Raw genomic sequence first — 22,157 nt, forward strand, 5'->3', positions numbered from 1 at the left:
AATTAATTTATTTTTATAAATCAAAGTGTTATTCAAAAAACATTCATCACACACTCGAGAACAAAAAAGCACCTCATACGTAAAGTTTTACATGAACTCCACCGCTCGACATGATAATATTACGACACAATTAAGATAAAGAATAACAAGGAAAAACCTTGCAAACTCAGAAAAGAGAGGAGAAAAATGAAAGGGTGTGGAGGGCGCTCAACTCCTCACACATCTGGCAGAACCGTCCTAGCAAAACTGCCTCACATCTTAACTAATGTTATAATATTCTCAAATCAAAAGCAATTTTTAAAAAATAGTTTAATAAAAACATTTGAGTATAAAACGATAATAATTCCATTCAGAACGTTTTTCTCTTTTTAAAACAGAGAAAAGTAAATTCTAAACAGATGTTTCCTCCCAACTTTCCGAAATTAGCCGCAACGCTTAAAGCCGATCTTAGTGTGATGAAACCTTTATTTGTGATAAACGCAAAAAACACCTCAAAGGTAGATTTAATCTCATGTTTTAAATACATGCAACCAAAACATTAAACAATCAGCACATAGTTTGAAAAATTAGCAGTAACACGTAGCGGCTCATTCGGATGCAATACTATCACAATTGAAAGCACTTTTTGGCTAGACAAATGACAGTATAGCATCCGTTTACACAAAGAGTACAGATCGTAAACGGCTAATTCTTGAAGCCATCAAAAAGCTCCCTAAAAGTTAGAGAGAAAGCCTAAAAAAACATAATAGAATCAAAAACTACCCAATTCCTTATTGATAGAATAATTTATTGAATTTTATGTTTTTAATTAATGCCAAAAATAAGTTCCGTATATGCTTGTTTGGCATGTTGGCAATTTTTAGATTTCTCTCTAGAAGATGGCTCCATCTTCTCACATTTTTTTACCCACTCTTCGAGTAATGTTTTATCTTTCTTAAATTCCTCTACGCTGTAGTTTTTTCGCAACCAGCAACGACAAGTCCAGTACAAACCAGCAATGCTGTGATAATGACTTTATTCATAAAATAAATTCCCCTTTTTTTCAAATTTACAAAGTTTAGGACACAATTTAGCGCCCCATTAAAATTGTACATTCGGTTCATTGTGCATTTTCAAAAATTTTAAAATTCACTTCTGTACGCAATTTTTCCCAACCTATGATGATAAATCGCGTACAAAGAAAAATACTGCTATCAATATATTTTTATGATTTAATTGTTGTCCTGCTTTTTCTCAGTTTCATGCCCCTTTTTGCTACTTTCATGAAGTTCCTTTGCAAGATTTTTATAATGCTCTTGAAAAAGAGCCATGTCGGCCTGCATGACATTTTAACAATTCTTGGTTGCAAAAGCAGATAGTCCCATTTTATCGCATTTCTCTCCCCATTCTTGCATCAATTTTTTATCTTTCTTAAATTCTGCTATACTGCAGTTTTTTTTCACAACCAATAGAAATAAATCCGGTGCACAACAACAATGCTGTTATAATAGCTTTGTTCATGGTTTTATCCCTCTCTTGTTTTATACTTTATTAACAATATCTTTGGGTTCACATCCCCTCCTATATTATCACCTTGTACCTAACTTTCCTTTGCAAATACGCACACTTTCAACGCAAATATGTGAAATCATGAGAACTGCTTTCATTTATCAGACTTGCATTTGTAACATTATCTGCACAGCTGCTCTTTGTATTTGACATATTTAAACTTCAGCAGTAGTTTTGATATCTTGGCATTTTTCACAAACCATTTCATCATGAGAAGTCTCACAAAATCTTATCAAAAATTCGTAATGCCTATATCCATTGCAAAGTCCCCGCAAACGAAAGAATACACCTTTTAATCAACTGATTGCGCTCTTCTTAAACCACCGGAAAAGAAAGAAAACGTTAAGTCTCCCTGCACTTTTTAAATGCCAATAGAAATGCTAAAAAAGCGATCTTATACATTCCAATTGAAGTAAAAAAGCCTATTTCCTCGCGTACCATTACGACTGGCATTAACTATTTAAAAATATAAAATCATATAAATGTAAAAAATACTTTCTATAATATACTCAATGAATTCTTTTATTTATTAGGAATAACTTATAGCGCGCCAATATCAATAAATTTTATTTATTTTTACCCCCCCTTTATAAACATGAATATAATTTAATAAAATAAATCAATGCATAACAGAAAAAATAACCTGATGTTTAAAATCATTATCAAGACAATTTTTATGGAAGAATAAACTTATCTATTCATCTAGCCGGTATAAGATCACAAGTAGTATGATGATTATCACATTTATAGGAAAAAGTTTGAAACGGAGAGTTTTTCATAAACTCATAGCTGTTTCATGAGGTGATATAGAACCTTATGAAAAACAACTTAAATGAAGCAACCCTCGTGAAAAAGGAAGGGCGCTTTTATCATTATTAACTTCGTATAAAAACAACCGATATCATCTCTAGAAAAAGCACTCTAACCAACAAAAACTTATTATCGTATATCATTTTTTACACTCTTCCGTATTTTTGTGAAAGCAATTCGCGCACTTCATCGGCGATTTTAGTTCCACGACTTGCACAACTTACCTTAATCAATCGATGCAAACTTTCTGGTATATCAATCGTGAGGCGCTTCATACCTCCACTCATGCTCCCTTTTGAGCTTCCTACCCATGCATCCGCCGTTAAAGGAATTGATTTATTAGTTGGTTTCGTGCCAATTTTAATTTTTTTATTCATCGCGCTAACTCCTTGATTTCCGCTGCAACAGCTTCAATCTCTGCTGTTGCTGCTCCTTGCTTATCAACTTCATAAACCGCCTTCCCCTGTGCTGCTGCTTCTGCAAAAATCACGCGCTGCGCAACGCTAGAAGAAAGAACATGCACGGGGTATATGCCAAGAGCTTCGTTCACATCACGCCCTATAGCTGTATTGACTATTTTACGATTAATAACAAAAGCAGATTTAAGATTTTCTTTATAAACACGTGCTTCATCAATCAGCTTTACAATTCCATCCGCTGCCCAAATATCATAGGGACTAGGCAAAACAGGTATAAGCACCAAATCCGAAGCCATAAGAGCACTACGAGCAAGATCAGTCACACGCGGAGGACCATCGATAATAATATGATCATAACCATGACCAATCTGTGTAATCTCTTTGTGAACCGTTGCACGCGGTAAACCAATAACCGAAAACAAAGGTGCATCTTCACGCGCAGCAGCCCAATCCAATGCGCTCCCCTGTGGATCAACATCAATAAGCAATACCCGTGCACCGGTACGCGCAAAACTGGCCGCAAGATTAACACTCAACGTCGTTTTTCCTACGCCTCCCTTTTGATTCAAAAGTCCAATGATCATTTATTGCGCCTTTCAGCATTATCGTTTTTACGATTATACAGAAAGTAATAAAAGAAGCAAGCATTCGATACGTGCAAAATAACCATTTCTTCTATTTTTAGAATAAAACGACAGCCCGCAATTTTGTCTTTATAATATTCTTTTAGCATGAGCAAAAACATTATGAAGATAATGTTCTTGAGAAGAACAAACATAAATTTAAACAAGAGACACGCTCTTCTTCCCCTACCCTAAAACGAAGATTCTCAAATCCATGTCGATCTGTAAACAAAGCTCTGTAAATGATCCAGCTTCTTCTCTTGCCCCTGCCATTTGGGCTTCTCCCTTCATGCAATTCACTTAATGCAACTCTACAAACAAGCTCTACTTTGAATATACAACAAACTATAAGAAGAATTCATTGTTTTACACGTTGAATGAGAAAGCCGAAATCAGGAAGATTCTCTCATTTCATGCTCTCTTATATTAAATCAATCAAAATCATCTCTCTTGTACATTACAAGTGGAGCTGGCGTGTAAGTAAAACACTTAAAGAAAGGATTTAAAATGCTTCTTATGAATCGTCTCAAGAGCCAAAGACTGTAGTAACATTGGGGACTAGCAAATATAACAATGGTACCGGCTTACTTCTTCATAAGCGTAAAGAGGGCGGTGACAAATGAATTTTATACTCTTTACGCTCGACAGGGTAAAATGGGCTTGAGAAAATAAGGATACCTCTAGCAAGCGTGTGAACAAGCAACACAATGGAATGTCTATGCTTTGTAAACACAATAGATTATCCATAAAGACCAAACAGTCGTCTTTCATAAGATCAAATAACGAACATGTTGCAGAGTGAAATATTTTGCATCTTACAGCTCATTTTTCCCAAATAGATATTCTCGACAAAAAGAATATTTTTGTTAAGATGCTATTGAAAAACTTACCTTCATTATGTTCTTTTATATACCAGACCAGAGGATATAGTGAAGATCGTGCAATTGAGAATAAATAAAAATGAATTTACAACAAATTGAACCTGATATTTTTATCAGCGCCCAAATTAGCATAGAAAATATCAAAACATTGGCACAAGCTGGTTTTAAAACAATTATCTGTAACCGCCCCGATCACGAAGAGCTTCATCAACCTGACTTTTCTAGTATTAAAGCGGTCGCAAATGAATATGGCATAAAAGCCTATCACATTCCCATTTCTCCTCCAACTATAGAAAAGTCAGCTGTTGAAGCCATGCAAACAATTTTAAAAACCGCCTCCCTCCCTCTTCTTGCCTTTTGCCATCACGGAGCACGTTCACTGCATCTTTATCGTTTAGCCCGTCTTTAAACATAGGTTTCATACGTGTCCTCCCTGCCTTATTGTCTTGCGCTTTCCACTCAGGCTTCACACTTCATAAAGCTCTACACGCAAGCTTTGCTGTTAAATATACAACAAACATGCACACCTGAAGCCATAAAAATGCATAAAAATTCGTATAATGATCAAGAATTTTTTTTACCTCACCTTTTATCACTGCTCCACCTTCTTTTTCTCTGCCTTTACCAGCACAGCTCATTCGTACGCCACAGACACCTAAAACGACATTAAAACCACTAAGAAAACCCCCATATTCCGTATAAAAGTCACGCAGAGTATTTTATAAAAAAGCCGTAAGCCATAATCTATGGTTAATTGTAACGTATTGATTTATATTAATTAATTATTTTGCACGTTAAGTGAGAAACCCTAATACCGTAAGATTCTCTCATTTTAAGTCTATTTATAGTGAATCAATCAAAAGCGTATTTCTTACATGTCACAAGCAGGAAAAATTCATGTGAAGTAAAACGAGTTAAGAAAAAATCCCTCTCATAAACGCTCTCAAATAGCCAAGGCTCTACAACACTGAAGGCTTGTCAATATAACGGATGATACCGGATTGCTCTTTTATTAGGCATAAAGATGATAACGCTCAACGGAGCTTGCAAGATACCATTTATGAGTGCCATTATGAAAATGAATATGGGAAGCATTGAGAGATATTTCTTTAAAACAAACGCGTAAATTAGCAACACAAGTATATTCCAACATTTTATTTACCTGTAAGGCGTGATTATCCTATTCAAAGAACAAGAAAAGCCTGAAACTGTTATTTTCATGATTTAAGAGATATTGCTCTGGACACTTTTGAAAGTGGCAAAGCCGAATTTAAAAAAGACAGTCATCTGGACTGATTTCCCCTTTTATAACTTCATATTTTCCCCAATAAGGCTATAGATTGATTTCAGAGATTATCCAAATGAATAGAGGCAATAGGGCTCTTCCCCATCTGGCATACAAAAGCTGTAACAGCAAAGAGAGCACTAAAGCGCCTTAACTCTTTGTCTCAAGCATACTGCTGCCTTGAGGATCACTAAAGCAAAAGTTTTATGAGAAAAACAAGACATTATTGGCTTTGCGTTTTCATATCCTTACAAGACTGCCTTCCCTTTGCATTATAGACGTTATATTTGGTGAAGAACAAAGGAGATATATGGACAGTTCTTTACTTGAGAATCTGAAAGACTTACATGTTACGACAACAAAATTGAGCCTTTATCAATTAAAAGCATTAGAAATTTTGAAACAAGCACACCTACTTTCTCGCAATGATTTCTTTTTATCTGCAATCGATCGTAATCTCCTTAATGCGAATTTCCTGTCACAATATACGAAAAAACGAGACTTAAAGCATTTTCCATCAACTTCATTCTCGTTTACGTGATTGGTTAGAACAAAGACGCTGCTGACCACCACTCTACTTCACGAGACTCGACAAACAAACTTTTTTTTAATATTCATCATATGATACCAAATATCACATGCGTAAGGTTTTATATAAACCCAATACCATCATAAAAGACGATACGGCATAATAAAACAAATTAGAAAAAAACCATAAATTTTTAAAATAAAAAAGTCATCGATTAAATTTTATCAAACTATAAACTTAAAATCGCAAGAAATTTTAAAAACAGCCTTTCTCCCTCTTCACGTCTATTATTACCAAATAGGCTGGGACTTATTCTTTACTGCATCTTTTATGATAGATTTTAACGGATCAGAAAGAAACAAGCAGTAAACTTTTGAATGACAACAAAAGCCATAAAATGAACTTTGAAAAAGATAATGCCAAAATCAGATATTCAGATATTCGATTCTTCCTCTCAACAACGGAAAAACCATATATTCCACGATGTTTTGGAATATATCTTTGTGATTATAATCACTTTAAGTGCTATTTTTACGGCTCTTCTCTCTTTTTTAGATAAGTTTAGGGCATATTTTTAAAAGTAAGCAACCTATCCAACTTTGATAATGGTTGTACTGTATTTAAAATTTCTTTTGCTTTTTTTTCATCATGGTGCATTTGCGCAATCAAAGGTTCAAGCCCATCAAATTTTTCTTGTCCTCGCAAAAACTGGAAAAAAGAAACGGTACAACTTTCCCCATAAAGGTCGTCATTAAAGTCAAACAAATAGGTTTCCAAAAGTGGCGCACCATCTTTAACAACTGTTGGACGACAACCAAAGCTTGCAACACCATCATACAAAACACCGTTCGCACGACGCAAACGTACCGCATAAACACCATGAGCCAAACGAACTTGGGGAGGCAACATTTGATTAGCGGTAGGAAATCCCAAAAGACGTCCAAGTTTATCGCCTTGAATAATATTGGAGCATACCCGATAGTGATACCCTAACAAATGGGCCGCTTTTTCTACTTTTCCTTGTGAGAGAAGCTGCCGAATAAAACTAGAGGAAATAATCAACTGATGTGAATCTTGAAGACGAGAAACGCAAGAAACTTGCACAACCTCAAATCCATATTTCTTTCCCCTTTGGCAAAGAAGATGTGAATTTCCACTTTTCTGATGACCAAATTGAAAATTTTCCCCTGTCACCACAACTGAAACATCAAAAGCCTGTTTTAAAATCGATTTGATAAATTCATCCGCTGAAAGAGTGGCAAAGCGTGCATCAAAAGGCTGTTCAATCACGCCATTAAAGCCAAGGACTTTAAAAATTTCAGCTTTTTCAGCTGCTTCTGTCAAACGATAGACAGGAGCTGAACGTTGAAAAAAACTTCTTGGATGTGGTTCAAAGGTTAAAACAACTGCTGGTTTCTTTTTTATCCGCGCGAAATCAAGCGCTTTTTGCAACACCACCTGATGTCCGCAATGAACACCATCAAAATTTCCAAGTGCCAACACTGCTCCCCGCCAAGCCGAGGGAAACATGTGAGTTCCCTGAAGACGCAAAAAATTAGCCATTACTGAAGTGCCCACATGATTGCTCGTGGTTTATAACCATGACGTTCAAGAAAAGAATGCAAAGCTTGCTTATCCACCACACCATTTTGCGTATAATCATAATGATGAATCCCCCCCATAATATAAAGGGCATCAAGACCAAAATGAGCCGCCCCCTTAATATCCGTCAAAAGACCATCACCAATAGCTAAAACTTGACTTTTTTCCACAATTCCACGAATTTTTTGAAGTTTTTCAAAGGCACACTCATAAATAGGCGCATGAGGTTTTCCAGCAATGCGTACTTCCCCCCCTAATTGTTGATAAAGACGCGCCAATGCACCAGCGCACCAAAATTCTTTATTTCCATAATGGACAATCACATCAGGATTAGCACAAATAAAAGGTAAATTCCGCGCCCGCATGCGAAGAAACATCTCCTCATAAGCAGAGGGTTCTTCGTCAAAATCTTCAAGAAAACCGCTACAGACGACAACAGAAGCCTCCCATTCTTCAACAAATTCACACTCTAACCCTTCAAACAGCACCAAATCACGTTGTGAACCAATAAAAAAAACTTTACGCGGAGCTGTCCGAATGAGATCGCGCGTTACATCCCCTGAAGTGATAATGGCATCATAGTAGTCACGATGAACATTCATGCTTTGTAATTGAGCAGCAACATCTTCCCGTAGCCGAGGAGAATTGGTCAATAAAATAACACTTTTTCCCATTTGTCGAATTTTATACAATGCTTTCAAAGCTGATTCAAATGCATGTACACCGTTATGCACAACACCCCACACATCACAAAAAACAGCATCATAATGCGCTATAATAGTCTCAATATGGGTAAGTTCATTCATGGTGCACCTATCTCTATTTATCATTTTAAGCTGTCTTTTACTTCAAAACTACTTACCGAAAGATAATACTTGTGTCATCTGCTTTCTCAAACCATATCCCAACTTTGCATCGCTTATAGCAATCTTAAGAAATAATAAAATAAATAAGTTTTCGTTAAGTTGTGCAAAATCCTGAAACGCTTTATATCAAAAGCTTATTATTCCACAATGCTCATCTTTCTCTTAAAAACTTTAATTCTAACAATAACTGCGTTAATACAGTTTTTATCTAAAACACGCACATTCTTAACAACGAACAAAAACTCCTTAAAAAACGCTTCCTTAAGTATAGAATTATTGATTTATAATAATAATTTATTATTCACACATAATGAGAAACAAAAATATCTTTTCTTATTTCAAATCTATTTATATTGAATCAATCAAAACTATTCGCTTGCACATTATAAGCAGGATAAGCATATTGATAAAAATACGTGAAGAGAGAAAAATAGCTTTTATCCCATTCATAGAGGCTTTTACGTTATACACTTTACAAAACGCCATTGTGAAATGGGCGCTAATCTTGAGAGATATCTTCTTAAAACAAATATGTGAATATACAACAACCAAATCTATTCTTTTTTTATTTTATTTTGCATGAGGGATCTTTACTCATAAAAGCTTTCCCCTATCATCATGATATCTAAGCCGCACTAAAACAAATCTTTTTTGTTATTAGTTCAGAACAGCACCATAGGCGGTGCCTTGAACTTAAAAACCAAGGTTTACCTTTGTAAAAAGCGAATCTGAAAACATGAGTTTAGTGAGCGAGTCTTAAAAAGTTGAAAGGCAAACAACCTCCTATTTAAAAAAATCTATCCGTCTCAAGAAAAACTATTTTTATTGCCAATCTCCTAAAATTACTTTATGAGTCAAAAAGTGTCTTGGTCGCATACGCAACGCCAATAGGGATTAAAAGCCTGAAAACTCAAACATGAATTGACCCCGCTTTGCGGGTATCCCGGAATTCCGGGAGATTTTGCTATGTCCAAGTGCTTCTCAGCACTAAAAGCAAAATGCTGATTTGAGTTCAGTACTTTTAACTCCCGGAATACTCATGCGAGGGCGCTCGCAACCGGAGGGGGAAAATGCAAACTCCAAATCTTAATATTGATCTTTTTGTAGGCAAAAAAATTCGCTTTAGGCGAAAAATGCTGAAAATGTCTCAAAAAACATTAGGGCATCATTTAGGTGTCACTTTCCAACAAATCCAAAAGTATGAAAAAGGCTTAAATCGCGTGAGCGCAGGGCGTTTAAAGGAAATTTCCGATATTTTGAATGTTCCACTTGCCTTTTTTTACACTGATATCATCAAAAAAGAAAACACCCCGTACCATTATGATGAAATCGCCTCGAGCAAAGAGAAATATTTGCTTTTAAAAAGATTTAGAGTCCTCACATCTGTCAAACAGAAAGCGATTTTAAACTTAATTTGTGATCAAAATTAAAACGCTTTAAAAGCATAGCTATAGGGTGCTACACGCCCTATTCTTGGCTTCCTTCCCACACATCAAAGGATGCAAGTCCCTCCTCAAACTAGTTGATACACAATCCCACTTCTCAAGAACAGCTCCTTCTCGGCTTCCCTTTTCATATGGTTCCTTTCACAAAATTATACAAGCAAGCCCTTCCCTGAATAATTCACCACACTCTCTCATCAAAACACCCCATGCATAAAGTTTTTGTGCCTTATATTACCACACCTCAAGCGATGATATTTTTACAGCACAACAGAATAAGCATTCATGCGGATTTTAAAAAGTTAGCCTCTTCTTCGCTGTGGACGTTCCATTTATTTTAGATGATCTGCATTTAATATACCTGCTATAAAAACTTGCTATATGTTATAATTTCTTAAAGGCATATTTTTCCTCTAAAATCTCAATACCACACCAACTCCACCATAAGACAATACATTGATTTATAAAGAGTTTTCATTGTTTTGCATGTTAAATGAGAATCCAGAATAGCGTAAGATTCTTTCATTCCAGACCTGTTCCAGGTTGAATCAACCAAAATCATATCTCTTGCAAGTTACAAGCGGGAAGAGCCGTGTGGATAAAAACTATTAAGAAAGAATTTGAAAGGACTCTTATAAACCGTCCAAGAGCCAAAGGCTGTAGCAACACACCAACGAGCTGGCAAAGTGTGTGATAGTGCTAACTTACTCCTTTATGCAGCATAACGATAGTGGTGCTCAATGAATTTACCATTATAACATTCACAGACACCACCGTGAAATGGGATTGGGTGCCTTAAGAGATGTTTCTATAAGACAATGCTATCCAGTTTTTTCGTGATCATAATCCTCAATCTAACAAAGATGAAACAAACAATAGGATTACGAATATGATTTAGGTAGCTCATCTGAAAAATGACAAAAAGTTCCGCTATAATAATTCTCGCCTATAACAATTAAAGAAGCGAGCATTCGTTGAACCGTAACTTCTTTATTTTAGAATTTTTATATAACACTTTACTGTTGAGATTCATGACCACGGTCTGTAGAATCAAGCTTTAGCGAGAAAAACATTTCAGTATCTGCTTGTAAGACATTTTGACAGTTTTTAGATTCCTTAACAGATTGTCCTGAAAGAAAACACTTCTTTCCCCATTCTTCCCTTAATTTTGCATCTTTCCTAAAATCTTCTACGCTATAGGTTTTTTCACACCCCACAACGAATAATAGAGCCATGCATAATAAAATATTTTTTTTCATTTTACCCTTCTTTAAATACCTTATCTGTTAACATCACCCCCAAATGAGTTTTAAATTTTCATACTGTACGAGAATACAGCCTCACTATTACTTACTTGCTTTCAAAGTGCACACTCTGAGTAAAATAACGCAAGAAGAGCTCAGGACAGCCATCGTATGAGTTTGTCATAAAATACAATGAAAAGGAAAGAGCCCAAACTGAGTAAAAATAAGGAAATCAGAAAGCACACCAATGTTTTTTTCCAACTGATTTCAAATAGTGACATTGCGATAGAAATTGCCCCTCATCCTATAGAAAGCCTATGAGCATTATAATGCTTAGTATCACTATCAATGGACTACAAAGCCATTACAAAAAAGTATGAGCTCTTGTTACCTATTTGTATGTTGATTATTGTTTCCCCCATCGAATGCTTAAATAAAAACGTCTTATGATATATAGAAAACAATCAACAATGCAAATCATTTTTACGAAGATTTCTTCGTATAGAGTCTTATTTGAAATCCATCTTTTAGAAGTCTGAATTTAGAAGCAGATAATTATGAAAGCTTTCCAAGGAATGCAATAGATTGATCACTTTTAAAGAAGCCAAAAAACGTGATCCAATCCTGAAGACAAAATTCTGATGAAAAAAATTTTGCTATAAATTCTTTTAAAGCATTGTACAATATTCTATCAGTTATATCAAACGTTATCCCATTTTGAGGTCTGTTCATTTTTCACTTTTATCAACTCCACTCTAGAAACCCGTTTCTTGAGCGTTTTTTATCGTTTCACTTTCTCCTTCAAACACAAATACTCAACAACGCTTTGCCACCAACAATGAAATTTTCCTGCTTTTATAAAACACATAAGTAAAAACAGAAAAACGATTTTGAGAGCAAACCTACCTTGAAAAGGGAAGTAACATCCATTTACTTCACAAACGACAATAATCTCACGATTTATTCAAATTTGCCCTATGGTCTGGTGCAATTTTATTGATAAAGTTTTCTCTATAAAAATTTAAGTAAATATGTTCGTTAAAACCAATCACGGATTTGCAAAGGGGTTGTAAGATCCATTATCTCGCCGCCATTTTAAAGGTTCAGTGAAATCACTTGACCAAAGACCAATCTTGTTGTTGCGTGCTTTTTCTTCTGCATGATAGTACTGGGTTGGAATAGGATTTTTCCCCTCTTTTGAGAGTACCAACATACCTTCTGTAAGACCTGCCTCAGCTAAATCAACCCCTTGAACAAAACATTGCGCATAATAAACACCATTGTGCATCAAAGCCTGTTTACAGGATAAATCCTGCCCAAGTGTTTTGGTGACAAGCCAAGCCGTTGTAACCGCACCACAGGGCCATTCTTGATCATTTAATCGTGCTTTTTGGCGTGGTGCACATGTGTCTACACCATAAAGATGAATATCACGGGTAATATATGAGCGCCAAGATTGTGCAGCAGGCGTCAGTAATTTAAATGTAACCCCACTTGTAACAGAGGACTTACCATGAAAAACAACAACATTATTTGCAACATCGTTTAATGAAACACTCTTCTGCAAATCGAGAGCTGATTCCTTTTTTTCTAATTGCTGTTTGGGGATAGATTTAACCAACTTTTCTTCTTCTCGATAAAGATTGACAATATCCTGGATATCTTGCATCTCAAATGTTTTAAGAATGCTGAAATCTATTTTATCTTTATATTGGCTTAATCCCCACACTATGGAACCCATAATGTAAATAATAACAATCAATTTAAATAGCATTTCTTAACACGCTCGCTCAAAAAATTCATTGTTTTTCTATCCCTTCACATTGTTTATCAGCAATCCCCTTGTTTTTAAAGAAAAAATCCAAATATCTGTGTTGCATATTAACTACATTTTGTAAAGAATAATATTCCTTCTTGCATTGTTTTAATATTGTTGTCTTTACCAATGCATGCAACTTAAAATTGCCATTTTCATATAACACAATCTCAATTTGAAAAGACTTCTGTCTCTTTAAGAAAAGAGTTTGAGAGTGAACAGACCCACTATCAAGGCTTTTAAAACAAACAAACGAGGAGAATTTAACTGTCATCAAATGACAATACTCTTCAGTTTTTAGAAGTAATGGAATGTCGACATATGAACAAATATTATTTGTTAAAGAGAGGTAAAATGACAGATAATAGATCCCAGAACATCGTTTTTATCGTTATCATGACCATGCTGCTTTTTACAACATTCCTTGTATCAGATCCTTCTTATGCTGCTCCTGTTGCTACTGGGAGTGGTTTCGGGAATCTTGATGGTGTTTTAGGCAACATTGTCGCAATGATGACGGGTCCAACGGCAAAGCTTATTGCAATTATATGTGTTGCTGCTGTGGGTATTGGCTGGATGTACGGCTTTATTGATTTACGCAAAGCAGCTTACTGTGTTCTTGGTATTGCTATTGTTTTTGGTGCCCCCGCTCTTGTCAGTAAATTAGCGAGCACAGCATAAATGAACGAAGATACTCTTTTCCTTGCCTGTACACGACCGGCCATGTTTGCCGGTGTCACAATAGAAGCGATGGCGCTCAATGTCATGGCGACGTCCATTCTTTTTATTTTAACGAGTGGTTTTACCGTGATTGGTCTTGGTATTGGGATGCACTTTATTTTGCGTGAAGTGACAAAGCATGATCACAACCAATTTCGCGTATTATTTGCTTGGCTCAATACCCGAGGAAAACAAAAAAACCTCAACCGATGGGGAGGAAGTTCTACCTCCCCCTTGCGCCTTATCCGCACTTATAAGGAACTAAGCTGAAGGAGCCAAGCCGGTGAAACAGATGTCAATAATGAAACGGGAAACTTTGCCTGAAGAATATATTCCCTATATACGCTATATCAACCAACATGTCGTTGCTTTAAATTCACGCTGTTTAATGATTGTGATGGCTGTTGAGGGTGTAAATTTTGACACTGTGGATATTGATCAATTAAATTCTTTACACAACCAATTAAACACCCTTTTAAAAAATATCGCAGATGAACGGGTTGCTTTATATTCTCACATCATCCGCCGCCGTGAAACGATTTACCCAGAAGGTCATTTTCTTTCATCTTTTGCAACAACATTAGATGAAAAATATAAAAAGAAAATGGTTTCTCAAGAACTGTATAGAAATGATCTGTTTATTTCACTACTTTGGAATCCTGCAATAGATAAAACAGAACAACTGGTTTCATTTTTTCAGCGCTTGAGCAAAGCGAAGAAAACACAATCTGAACCCGATGAGGAAGCTATTCGTAAACTCGAAGAGTTAAGTCAAGATCTTATGCAAGGTTTGGAAGAGTATAAAGTCCGTCTGCTATCAATCTATGAACATGAAGGTATTTTATTTTCTGAACAAAGTGAATTTCTCCACCAGCTAGTGGGGGGAAGACGTGAGCGTATTCCTCTCACATTTGGAACTATTGCTTCAACAATTTACTCGGATCGTATTATTTTTGGGAAAGAAATTATCGAAATTCGCCATGAAAGCAATGAACGCTTTGTTGGCATGTTTGGATGGAAAGAATACCCTTCTAAAACACGCCCTGGTATGACCGATGGTTTGCTTACGGTACCATTTGAATTCATTTTAACACAATCCTTTGTCTTTAAAAGTAAGGCGGCCGCTAGCGCGATTATGAGCCGCAAGCAAAATCAAATGATTAATGCGGCTGACCGTGCTAGCTCACAAATTGATGCACTAGATGAAGCACTAGATGATTTAGAATCAAACCGTTTTGTTTTGGGCGAACACCACATTTCTTTAGCTGTTTTTGCTGATCACCCCAAAATATTGACTGAGAACTTATCAAAAGCACGAGCCCATTTAACCAATGGAGGAGCCGTAATTGCCAGAGAAGATTTAGGATTGGAGGCGGCATGGTGGGCACAACTTCCTGGAAACTTTAGCTATCGTACGCGTTCAGGCGCCATTACCAGCAGAAATTTTGCCGCTTTATCGGCCTTCCATTCTTTCCCCGTTGGCAAACTGAATGATAATGTTTGGGGAGCTGCTGTCGCATTGCTAAAAACACAGGCTGGTTCACCTTACTATTTTAATTTTCATTATGGCGATCTTGGAAACACGTTTGTTTGTGGTCCATCAGGATCTGGTAAAACAGTGATTGTTAATTTTCTTCTCGCACAATTACAAAAACACAATCCAACCATGGTTTTTTTTGACAAAGATCAAGGAGCAGAGATCTTTGTACGAGCTGGAGGAGGGAAATATAAACCTCTAAAAAATGGGCAGCCCACAGGGATTTCTCCCTTAAAGGGCATGGAATACACTGAAAAAAATAAAATCTTTCTCCGTAATTGGATCTTAAAGCTGGTGACCACTGAAGGACAAATCGTAACAGAAGAAGAGCGACAAGATATTGCCAAAGCCATCGATTCTTTGGAAAATTTACCCCCGACACAACGCTCTCTTGGTGCACTTCAGCTGTTTTTTGACAACACATCAAAAGAAGGTATCGCCATACGACTACAACGCTGGATTAGAGGCAATGATTTAGGGTGGGTTTTTGATAATGATCAAGATGATCTCAATTTAAATGCACAGTTCATTGGATACGACATGACCGATTTCTTAGATAATGAAGAAATTAGGCGCCCCTTAATGATGTATCTCTTTCACCGCATTCTTGATTTGATTGATGGGCGGCGTATCATTATTGTCGTTGATGAGTTCTGGAAAGCTTTGGAAGATGATTCATTCAAAGCTTTTGCGCAAGATCGGCTAAAAACAATCCGTAAACAAAATGGCATGATGCTCTTTGCAACACAAAGCCCTAAAGATGCTTTAAATTCCACAATTGCGCACACAATTATTGAGCAATGCCCCACTCAAATATTTTTTCCAAATCAAAAAGCAAATTACAATGATTATGTCGAAGCTTTCAAACTTACTGAGCGTGAATTTGAACTGATACAGTCAGAATTAAGCAGAGAATCTCGTCGTTTTCTTGTCAAACAAGGACAAAGTTCCGTCGTTGCAGAACTTAATTTACGTGGAATGAATGATGAGATCGCTGTTTTAAGTGGCACAACAAAAAACATTGAACTCATGAATGAAATTATCAACGAATATGGAGCTGACCCTGACAAATGGCTGCCCATATTTTATCAAAGGAGAAACAATCAATGAAAAAATATGGCTTAGTTACACTGTTATCTTTTTCTTTTATTTCTCATGCAATATCACAAACAACACCCGATGCGGATGAATATTATAAACAAGCACTCGAGAACACACAAAAATTAGATGCTGCAAAATCAGAAACAGCTGAAACCATTTATAAAGCTGCAACTGAAACTGCAAAAAAAATAAAAGAAATAAGTCATCAACTTGAAAATATTAAATCAAAACCAGACACAAAACCCGAAGAATTGCAAACCCTTCGACAAGATTTGCAAGTAAAACTTTCTCTTCTTCAAGCTGATCTTCAAGTAGCTTCTTTAAAACTTCAGTCTCTTGATATGATTCAAGCAAGAGATACGAAAACAAAAGACGAAATGCGTGAAGAAAAGGAACAACAAAAGCATAAATATCTTGAGGCACAATTAAAAGAAAAAGAAAAACAATTAAAAGAAAAACTTGAAAGTACGAGTACAAATGTCAGACTTTAGTTTTTCTCCATTTGAAAGCGTTTCTGGTTATATTTTAAAACCCCTCGATAATGTGATGGATACAACGGTGAGTGGGTTATCTTCTGCTATTTCAGCACCCTTAAATCTCGCCGCAATCATTTTTATCTTTCTTTATGGCTATAATGTTATGACAGGTCGCGTTGCGCTTTCCATGCATAATCTTCTCAATAATGTTGTTAAAATCGTTGTTGTGACAACAATGGCAACGAATGCGGATACATTTAATACTTATGTCAAGGATATTTTCTTCAATGATTTATCCAACGCTATTGGGAATGCGCTTAACAGCAATCCTGCAAGCTCCAATGTTTTTGATTATATTTTGTTAAAGGCAAATGCTCGCTATCAAGAAGTCTTATACAATGCTTGGTTTTTTGAAAAGATCGTTGTGGGGCTTCTTGGTTCTATCATGCTTTTAGCCGTTATTCTTTTTTGTATAGGTGGTTTTATTGTGCAAATGTTTGCACAAGTTGCACTCGTAATGATTATAGGTCTCGGGCCTCTATTCATTAGTTTGTATTTGTTCAATGCAACGCGAAAATACACCGATGCATGGATTACAACTTTGATCAATTTTACCATTTTACAAGTTCTCGTGATCATGCTTGGAACAATTATATGTCAAGTTATCCTACAGGTTCTCAAAGTTTCATATGAATCAATCTATGTTCTTTTCCCCCCTGTCATCGTCATTTCAATCATAGGGGTTATTATCTTTCGTGCGCTTCCCGGTATTGCAACAGCGCTAGCCTCTGGCGGACCATACTTTAGCACTGGTGTCTCTTCAGGAGGACAGGTTTTCACAATGCTTGCCAATGGTGCAAGAGCGAGTGGTAATACAGTAAAAAATGCCGCTTTACAAATCTCAGGTGCTGCCGGTAACGCTGCTAGAGGTGCGGCAGGCACGGCAGCAAAAGCAGGTAGATCTGGAGGCGGTCGTGGTCGGTTTTAAGATAAAGCACCTCTTTAAAAGAATAAGCATTTTTGTTTTTGCCTTGCGTGCGCCCTTTGGCACACGCGCCATGATCCTGTTCCATGTAAGACCTAACATCTTAGGTCTTACAACAAAATCAATCAAAGTCTTGCATTACATAGACTTGTAAAAGTGTCCAGAATAAAGGCTCTCATGCATTGTATTCCAAGATATTTGTGAGTTCAAAAAATGAAACGAAAAATAACTTTTATTATGGTCCTAACAATCGCTCTTACTGGCTGTGCATCTTTGAGTGGCCCCAAAAAACCACCACGCTGTAATGGCAAACATACACGTGCTTTAAATAAAGATAAGTGGAATTGGGACAATAAAAACGTTGTCCACCCAGAAAAGAGCGTAAAACCTGTTACCACTCCCATCATTCTCAATACTTTGGAAAGTGAAAAAGCAACAGCCAATTCAGCTTTATTAAAGCCGGTTATTCATGAAGCACGATCTGATAAAACTGTGGAGATTACGCGTGAAAAGTGATGCCCTTGAAGAATATATAAAAGAAGCGCGCTCATTTGATATTGATCGCATGCAGAGCATGCGCGTGCGAATGAAAATTTCCATGGCTTTAACAGTGCTTTTTGGATTGATGACGATTGCGCTGGCTTTAGCTGTCGCAGCTTTGACGCCTTTGAAAACGGTAGAGCCTTTTGTTATCCGCGTTGATAATTCAACAGGCATTATTGATACTGTAAGCGCTCTAAAAGAATCCCCTAACAACTATGATGAAGCAATAACGCGTTATTTTGCCAGCCAATATGTTCGTGCCCGTGAAGGTTTTCAAGCATCAGAAGCAGAAAACAATTTTCGCTTAGTTTCTCTTTTATCTTCTCCAAAAGAACAAAACCGTTTTGCAAAATGGTACGCGGGCAATAATCCAGAAAGTCCGCAAAATATTTATCATAACATGATTGCTACCGTCACAATCAAATCAATCTCTTTTATAAGCAAAGATCTTATCCAAGTTCGTTACTATAAAACGGTCAGAGACTTTAATGAAAAAGAAAATATTTCCCATTGGATTTCAATCTTAAATTTTTCCTACGTGAACGCTCACATTTCAACGTCTGATCGTCTCATCAACCCTCTTGGTTTTCAAGTATCGGAATATAGATCTGATCCAGAGGTGATAAAATGATCAGACTTTTACAAACAATCTTTTTAATTTTTACGATCACTCTCAGCTTTCACACAGTCTTCTCACTTGCAGAAACAGCGCCTGTCAGTGCACATAAAGATAACCGCATCAGATTTGTCAATTACGACCCCTACAACGTCGTACAAATCATTGGCTCCATTCGCTCTTCAGTTCAGTTGGAATTTGCCGATGATGAAGAAGTAACCTATGTAGGAATTGGAAATTCCGTTGCTTGGCAAGTTGCACCGGCTGGTCACTTTGTTTTTCTCAAACCGCGTGAAGTCCAACCTGTGACCAATTTACAAATTGTCACAAGCCGCCAAGATGGAACACAACGATCTTATCAATTCGAGCTGCAAATCCGTGAAGGCGATGTTTCAGCCGGCAATGAGACGTATTTCTTGGTAAAGTTTCGTTATCCAGAAGATGAAGCCTTGCGTAAGAAATTAGCCGAAGCAGAAAAAGCAAAACAACGTGAAGAAAACTTTGTCAATGATATTTTAAATATCCATGAAGATTTTGGACCACGCAATTGGGCTTATGAAGCCCAAGGCTCATCCCTCATTGAACCTGCGTCTGTCTATGATAATGGAAAAACAACAACCTTTACTTTTTTAGGCAATATTGAAATCCCTGCCATTTACATTGTATCGCCTGATGGGCAAGAAGCGCTTATTCCTAAATCGATTAAAGGCAACAAGGTTATTGTTCATGCAACAGCTGCACAATTCACGCTACGGCGTGGGAATGAAGTTTTGTGCATCTTTAATAAAAGGTTTGTACCAGAAGGAATTAACCCTGAAACAGGTACGACATCACCATCTGTACAACGTAAAGTGAACCTAGGAAGCAGCCATGAATAACACCGTGGATGAAAAAAGCATTAATGATCGTGATACAATAAAAAATGCTCAAGGAAACAATCAACAGAACAATGTAGGGAAAGCTATTGCTCTTATTATTCTTTTCAGTGTCTGTCTTTATTTAGCTTATTCAACACTTGTTACAGACAAAAAACAACCAATTGAATCTTCAAAAGAAGGAAAAGTTATAAAACAAACAGAGCTTTTTCGCCCTGCAAAGCCTACCCCTCCCCCCCTTGAACAGCCTAAACGAAATAACGCTCTATTGCCAAAAGTCGAGCTACCAACACCAAACATCAATCAATTAAATTCTGATGACTCACTTCTGGAAGCAGCACAACGTGCCCCTGTATTAGCTTATGCAAATAAACAACAAGGCAAAATAGATTCACAAACAAATAATGGTGCTTTGTTTCACCAACTTGAAAGCAAACCTGATGAAACGACACAACGTTTTAATCATCTTCTCAAACCCACAGTGCTTGAAGGTATTCGTGCTTCAACCCTTGGTAATCGAAACTACATCATAGCGATGGGAACTTCTATCCCTTGTATTTTAGAAACAGCCATCAACAGTGATCAACAAGGGTTTGCCAGTTGTATCGTCTCCAGAGATATCTTATCAGACAATGGTCGTGTTGTCCTTCTCGATAAAGGTACCCAAATTGTTGGTGAATATCGCGCCGGCTTGAAAAAAGGCCAAACACGTCTCTTTGTGCTATGGAATAGAGCAAAAACCCCTAATGGTATCATTATATCCTTAGCTTCACCTGCAACAGACAGTTTAGGGCGTTCTGGTATGGATGGAGATATTGATAACCATTGGTTAGAGAGGATTGGATCTGCGCTTCTTGTCTCCCTGATAAAAGATGCGACAAACTATGCCAATAAACGTTTAGCAAAAAAACAAGAAAAAGAAGAAACTGAAACAATCTCTTCAGGACAAAATATTGCAAATATTGTCGTCGAAAATTACGTCAATATTCCTCCAACATTATCCAAAAACCAAGGGGAAATGGTGAATATCTTTGTTGCCCGCGATTTAGATTTTTCCAGTGTTTATAAATTGAAAGTCACCGAAAACAAAAAACAGATTATCAATCGAGCTGTTTCAAGAAACTTTTACAAAAATTCTGCGATACCTTTAGAATGAACTCAAACTTACATACCATGAACGATGAAACCATCGCGATTGTTCTCACAAAACTTGAACCCATCAGTGCTTTTTTGAAAGATGAAAGTCTTTTTGAAATTGTTATCAATCGTCCCTATCAAGTAATGACGGAAGGTATTGATGGATGGAAAACAATAGAAGCACCGGCTCTCTCTTTTAATGAGCTTATGGGGATTGCGAAAGTTGTCGCGTCCTATTCCAAGCAAAACATATCAGACAAGAATCCAATATTATCCGCTACTCTGCCAGGTAATGAGCGCATTCAAGTTGTTATTCCGCCGGCTGTTGAAAAAAACACGATTAGTATGACAATTCGCAAACCATCATCGCAGAGTTTTTCTCTCGAAGAGCTAGCAAATAAAGGTCTGTTTTCGCTCTGTGAACAGGTATCTTTCACGCCATTAAATGATTATCTGTCTCGCTTTAACGAACTCAAAATCATCGAGCATAACTTAGCTAATGCCTACTGCAATAAAGATTTTGTCTCCTTTTTAAATCAAGCTGTAAAATGCCAGAAAAATATTTTAATTGCAGGAAAAACTGGTTCGGGCAAAACAACATTATCAAAAGCATTAATCGCCAAAATCCCTCCAGAAGAGCGTATTATCACCATTGAAGATACACAAGAATTGGTGATACCGCACCCTAATCATGTCTCGATGTTCTATTCAAAAGATGGACAAGGCTTAGCCTCTGTTGGACCCAAAGAATTGCTTGAATCATCTTTACGGATGCGTCCTGATCGTATTCTTTTGCAAGAACTTCGAGATGGTACAGCCTTTTATTATATCCGCAATGTCAATTCAGGTCATCCAGGTTCCATTACAACGGTTCATGCCTCAACAGCCCTTGCTGCCTTTGAGCAAATGACCCTTTTGGTCAAAGAAAGTGACGGGGGAGGTGATTTAGAGCGTGATGATATTCGAGGACTGTTGATTTCAATGATTGATATCATCATCCAATGCAAACGGGTTGAAGGAAAATTTAAGGTCACAGAAATTTATTATGATCCTTTCAAACAACGAAACATCTTTGGAGGAGACTAAAAGAAGATCACATCGG

General features: G+C 36.8%; 18 protein-coding genes and 1 pseudogene. 12 read left to right on the top strand and 7 right to left on the bottom strand.

The window, feature by feature from the left end; translation table 11 throughout:
* Positions 1–822: 822 nt before the first annotated feature.
* From ACFIJ0_RS05325 to parA, 3 genes and pseudogenes are all read right to left on the bottom strand, one after another.
* Positions 823–1,022 (bottom strand): annotated as a pseudogene (locus ACFIJ0_RS05325) (EexN family lipoprotein); the annotation flags it as partial.
* Positions 1,023–2,504: 1,482 nt separating this feature from the next.
* Positions 2,505–2,735, bottom strand: a complete 231-nt coding sequence (locus ACFIJ0_RS05330) for a plasmid partition protein ParG (protein ID WP_375623858.1) — start codon at positions 2,733–2,735, stop codon at positions 2,505–2,507.
* Complete coding sequence (gene parA / locus ACFIJ0_RS05335; protein ID WP_375623860.1) at positions 2,732–3,361, bottom strand: ParA family partition ATPase; 630 nt, start codon at positions 3,359–3,361, stop codon at positions 2,732–2,734. The genes ACFIJ0_RS05330 and parA overlap by 4 nt, the downstream gene beginning before the upstream one ends.
* Positions 3,362–4,360: 999 nt before the next feature.
* Here parA and ACFIJ0_RS05340 point away from each other — a divergent pair.
* Positions 4,361–4,690: a TIGR01244 family sulfur transferase gene (locus tag ACFIJ0_RS05340; RefSeq protein ID WP_375623862.1), complete on the top strand. Its 330-nt coding sequence runs from the start codon at positions 4,361–4,363 to the stop codon at positions 4,688–4,690.
* Positions 4,691–6,656: 1,966 nt separating this feature from the next.
* Here ACFIJ0_RS05340 and ACFIJ0_RS05345 read toward each other — a convergent pair.
* The gene (locus tag ACFIJ0_RS05345; protein ID WP_375623866.1) at positions 6,657–7,658 is read right to left on the bottom strand and encodes a bifunctional riboflavin kinase/FAD synthetase; all 1,002 of its coding nucleotides are present in this window, start codon (positions 7,656–7,658) and stop codon (positions 6,657–6,659) included.
* Positions 7,658–8,503 carry a TIGR01459 family HAD-type hydrolase gene (locus ACFIJ0_RS05350; protein WP_375623868.1) on the bottom strand — a complete coding sequence of 282 codons (846 nt, stop codon included), beginning with the start codon at positions 8,501–8,503 and terminating at the stop codon, positions 7,658–7,660. Before ACFIJ0_RS05350 ends, ACFIJ0_RS05345 begins: the two co-directional genes overlap by 1 nt.
* Positions 8,504–9,633: 1,130 nt before the next feature.
* On the opposite strand from ACFIJ0_RS05350, the gene ACFIJ0_RS05355 reads away from it, so the two are divergent.
* Positions 9,634–9,993 (top strand): helix-turn-helix domain-containing protein, encoded by a 360-nt coding sequence (locus ACFIJ0_RS05355; protein ID WP_375643989.1) that lies wholly within the window; start codon positions 9,634–9,636, stop codon positions 9,991–9,993.
* A 1,028-nt stretch (positions 9,994–11,021) separates the two neighbouring features.
* On the opposite strand, the gene ACFIJ0_RS05360 is transcribed toward ACFIJ0_RS05355, so the two are convergent.
* Both ACFIJ0_RS05360 and ACFIJ0_RS05365 read right to left on the bottom strand, forming a co-directional pair.
* The gene (locus ACFIJ0_RS05360; RefSeq protein WP_375623869.1) at positions 11,022–11,264 is read right to left on the bottom strand and encodes an EexN family lipoprotein; all 243 of its coding nucleotides are present in this window, start codon (positions 11,262–11,264) and stop codon (positions 11,022–11,024) included.
* 1,033 nt (positions 11,265–12,297) lie between these two features.
* Positions 12,298–13,023 (bottom strand): hypothetical protein, encoded by a 726-nt coding sequence (locus ACFIJ0_RS05365; RefSeq protein WP_375623871.1) that lies wholly within the window; start codon positions 13,021–13,023, stop codon positions 12,298–12,300.
* Positions 13,024–13,419: 396 nt separating this feature from the next.
* Between ACFIJ0_RS05365 and ACFIJ0_RS05370 the strand changes: the two genes are divergently transcribed.
* The 10 genes from ACFIJ0_RS05370 (at position 13,420) to virB11 (ending at position 22,141) form a co-directional block, all read left to right on the top strand.
* Complete coding sequence (locus ACFIJ0_RS05370; protein ID WP_375623873.1) at positions 13,420–13,746, top strand: TrbC/VirB2 family protein; 327 nt, start codon at positions 13,420–13,422, stop codon at positions 13,744–13,746.
* The gene (locus tag ACFIJ0_RS05375; RefSeq protein WP_375623875.1) at positions 13,747–14,055 is read left to right on the top strand and encodes a type IV secretion system protein VirB3; all 309 of its coding nucleotides are present in this window, start codon (positions 13,747–13,749) and stop codon (positions 14,053–14,055) included.
* 22 nt (positions 14,056–14,077) lie between these two features.
* Positions 14,078–16,432, top strand: a complete 2,355-nt coding sequence (locus tag ACFIJ0_RS05380) for a VirB4 family type IV secretion/conjugal transfer ATPase (protein WP_375623925.1) — start codon at positions 14,078–14,080, stop codon at positions 16,430–16,432.
* A complete protein-coding gene (locus ACFIJ0_RS05385; RefSeq protein WP_375623877.1) occupies positions 16,429–16,914 on the top strand; it encodes a type IV secretion system protein VirB5 in 486 nt (161 codons plus the stop codon). Before ACFIJ0_RS05380 ends, ACFIJ0_RS05385 begins: the two co-directional genes overlap by 4 nt.
* Positions 16,901–17,887: a type IV secretion system protein gene (locus ACFIJ0_RS05390; RefSeq protein WP_375623927.1), complete on the top strand. Its 987-nt coding sequence runs from the start codon at positions 16,901–16,903 to the stop codon at positions 17,885–17,887. The genes ACFIJ0_RS05385 and ACFIJ0_RS05390 overlap by 14 nt, the downstream gene beginning before the upstream one ends.
* 210 nt (positions 17,888–18,097) lie before the next feature.
* Positions 18,098–18,400 (top strand): type IV secretion system protein VirB7, encoded by a 303-nt coding sequence (locus ACFIJ0_RS05395; RefSeq protein WP_375623879.1) that lies wholly within the window; start codon positions 18,098–18,100, stop codon positions 18,398–18,400.
* Positions 18,354–19,058, top strand: a complete 705-nt coding sequence (locus ACFIJ0_RS05400) for a virB8 family protein (RefSeq protein ID WP_375623881.1) — start codon at positions 18,354–18,356, stop codon at positions 19,056–19,058. The genes ACFIJ0_RS05395 and ACFIJ0_RS05400 overlap by 47 nt, the downstream gene beginning before the upstream one ends.
* Positions 19,055–19,921, top strand: coding sequence for a P-type conjugative transfer protein VirB9 (gene virB9 / locus ACFIJ0_RS05405; RefSeq protein ID WP_375623883.1), 867 nt, complete (start codon positions 19,055–19,057; stop codon positions 19,919–19,921). Before ACFIJ0_RS05400 ends, virB9 begins: the two co-directional genes overlap by 4 nt.
* A complete protein-coding gene (gene virB10 / locus ACFIJ0_RS05410) occupies positions 19,914–21,074 on the top strand; it encodes a type IV secretion system protein VirB10 (RefSeq protein WP_375623885.1) in 1,161 nt (386 codons plus the stop codon). The genes virB9 and virB10 overlap by 8 nt, the downstream gene beginning before the upstream one ends.
* Positions 21,071–22,141, top strand: coding sequence for a P-type DNA transfer ATPase VirB11 (gene virB11, locus ACFIJ0_RS05415; protein WP_375623887.1), 1,071 nt, complete (start codon positions 21,071–21,073; stop codon positions 22,139–22,141). The genes virB10 and virB11 overlap by 4 nt, the downstream gene beginning before the upstream one ends.
* Positions 22,142–22,157: the final 16 nt, after the last annotated feature.

Origin of the sequence: Bartonella sp. OC68QHHN (assembly GCF_042193875.1) — a bacterium.
GTDB classification, from domain to species: Bacteria; Pseudomonadota; Alphaproteobacteria; order Rhizobiales; family Rhizobiaceae; genus Bartonella; species Bartonella grahamii_A.

Bases quoted from the DNA above. Each gene is read 5' to 3' on its own strand.
- ACFIJ0_RS05330 (WP_375623858.1), bottom strand. From the start codon at position 2,735: ATGAATAAAAAAATTAAAATTGGCACGAAACCAACTAATAAATCAATT.
- parA (WP_375623860.1), bottom strand. From the start codon at position 3,361: ATGATCATTGGACTTTTGAATCAAAAGGGAGGCGTAGGAAAAACGACG.
- ACFIJ0_RS05340 (WP_375623862.1), top strand. From the start codon at position 4,361: ATGAATTTACAACAAATTGAACCTGATATTTTTATCAGCGCCCAAATT.
- ACFIJ0_RS05345 (WP_375623866.1), bottom strand. From the start codon at position 7,658: ATGGCTAATTTTTTGCGTCTTCAGGGAACTCACATGTTTCCCTCGGCT.
- ACFIJ0_RS05350 (WP_375623868.1), bottom strand. From the start codon at position 8,503: ATGAATGAACTTACCCATATTGAGACTATTATAGCGCATTATGATGCT.
- ACFIJ0_RS05355 (WP_375643989.1), top strand. From the start codon at position 9,634: ATGCAAACTCCAAATCTTAATATTGATCTTTTTGTAGGCAAAAAAATT.
- ACFIJ0_RS05360 (WP_375623869.1), bottom strand. From the start codon at position 11,264: ATGAAAAAAAATATTTTATTATGCATGGCTCTATTATTCGTTGTGGGG.
- ACFIJ0_RS05365 (WP_375623871.1), bottom strand. From the start codon at position 13,023: ATGCTATTTAAATTGATTGTTATTATTTACATTATGGGTTCCATAGTG.
- ACFIJ0_RS05370 (WP_375623873.1), top strand. From the start codon at position 13,420: ATGACAGATAATAGATCCCAGAACATCGTTTTTATCGTTATCATGACC.
- ACFIJ0_RS05375 (WP_375623875.1), top strand. From the start codon at position 13,747: ATGAACGAAGATACTCTTTTCCTTGCCTGTACACGACCGGCCATGTTT.
- ACFIJ0_RS05380 (WP_375623925.1), top strand. From the start codon at position 14,078: ATGTCAATAATGAAACGGGAAACTTTGCCTGAAGAATATATTCCCTAT.
- ACFIJ0_RS05385 (WP_375623877.1), top strand. From the start codon at position 16,429: ATGAAAAAATATGGCTTAGTTACACTGTTATCTTTTTCTTTTATTTCT.
- ACFIJ0_RS05390 (WP_375623927.1), top strand. From the start codon at position 16,901: ATGTCAGACTTTAGTTTTTCTCCATTTGAAAGCGTTTCTGGTTATATT.
- ACFIJ0_RS05395 (WP_375623879.1), top strand. From the start codon at position 18,098: ATGAAACGAAAAATAACTTTTATTATGGTCCTAACAATCGCTCTTACT.
- ACFIJ0_RS05400 (WP_375623881.1), top strand. From the start codon at position 18,354: ATGAAGCACGATCTGATAAAACTGTGGAGATTACGCGTGAAAAGTGAT.
- virB9 (WP_375623883.1), top strand. From the start codon at position 19,055: ATGATCAGACTTTTACAAACAATCTTTTTAATTTTTACGATCACTCTC.
- virB10 (WP_375623885.1), top strand. From the start codon at position 19,914: ATGAATAACACCGTGGATGAAAAAAGCATTAATGATCGTGATACAATA.
- virB11 (WP_375623887.1), top strand. From the start codon at position 21,071: ATGAACTCAAACTTACATACCATGAACGATGAAACCATCGCGATTGTT.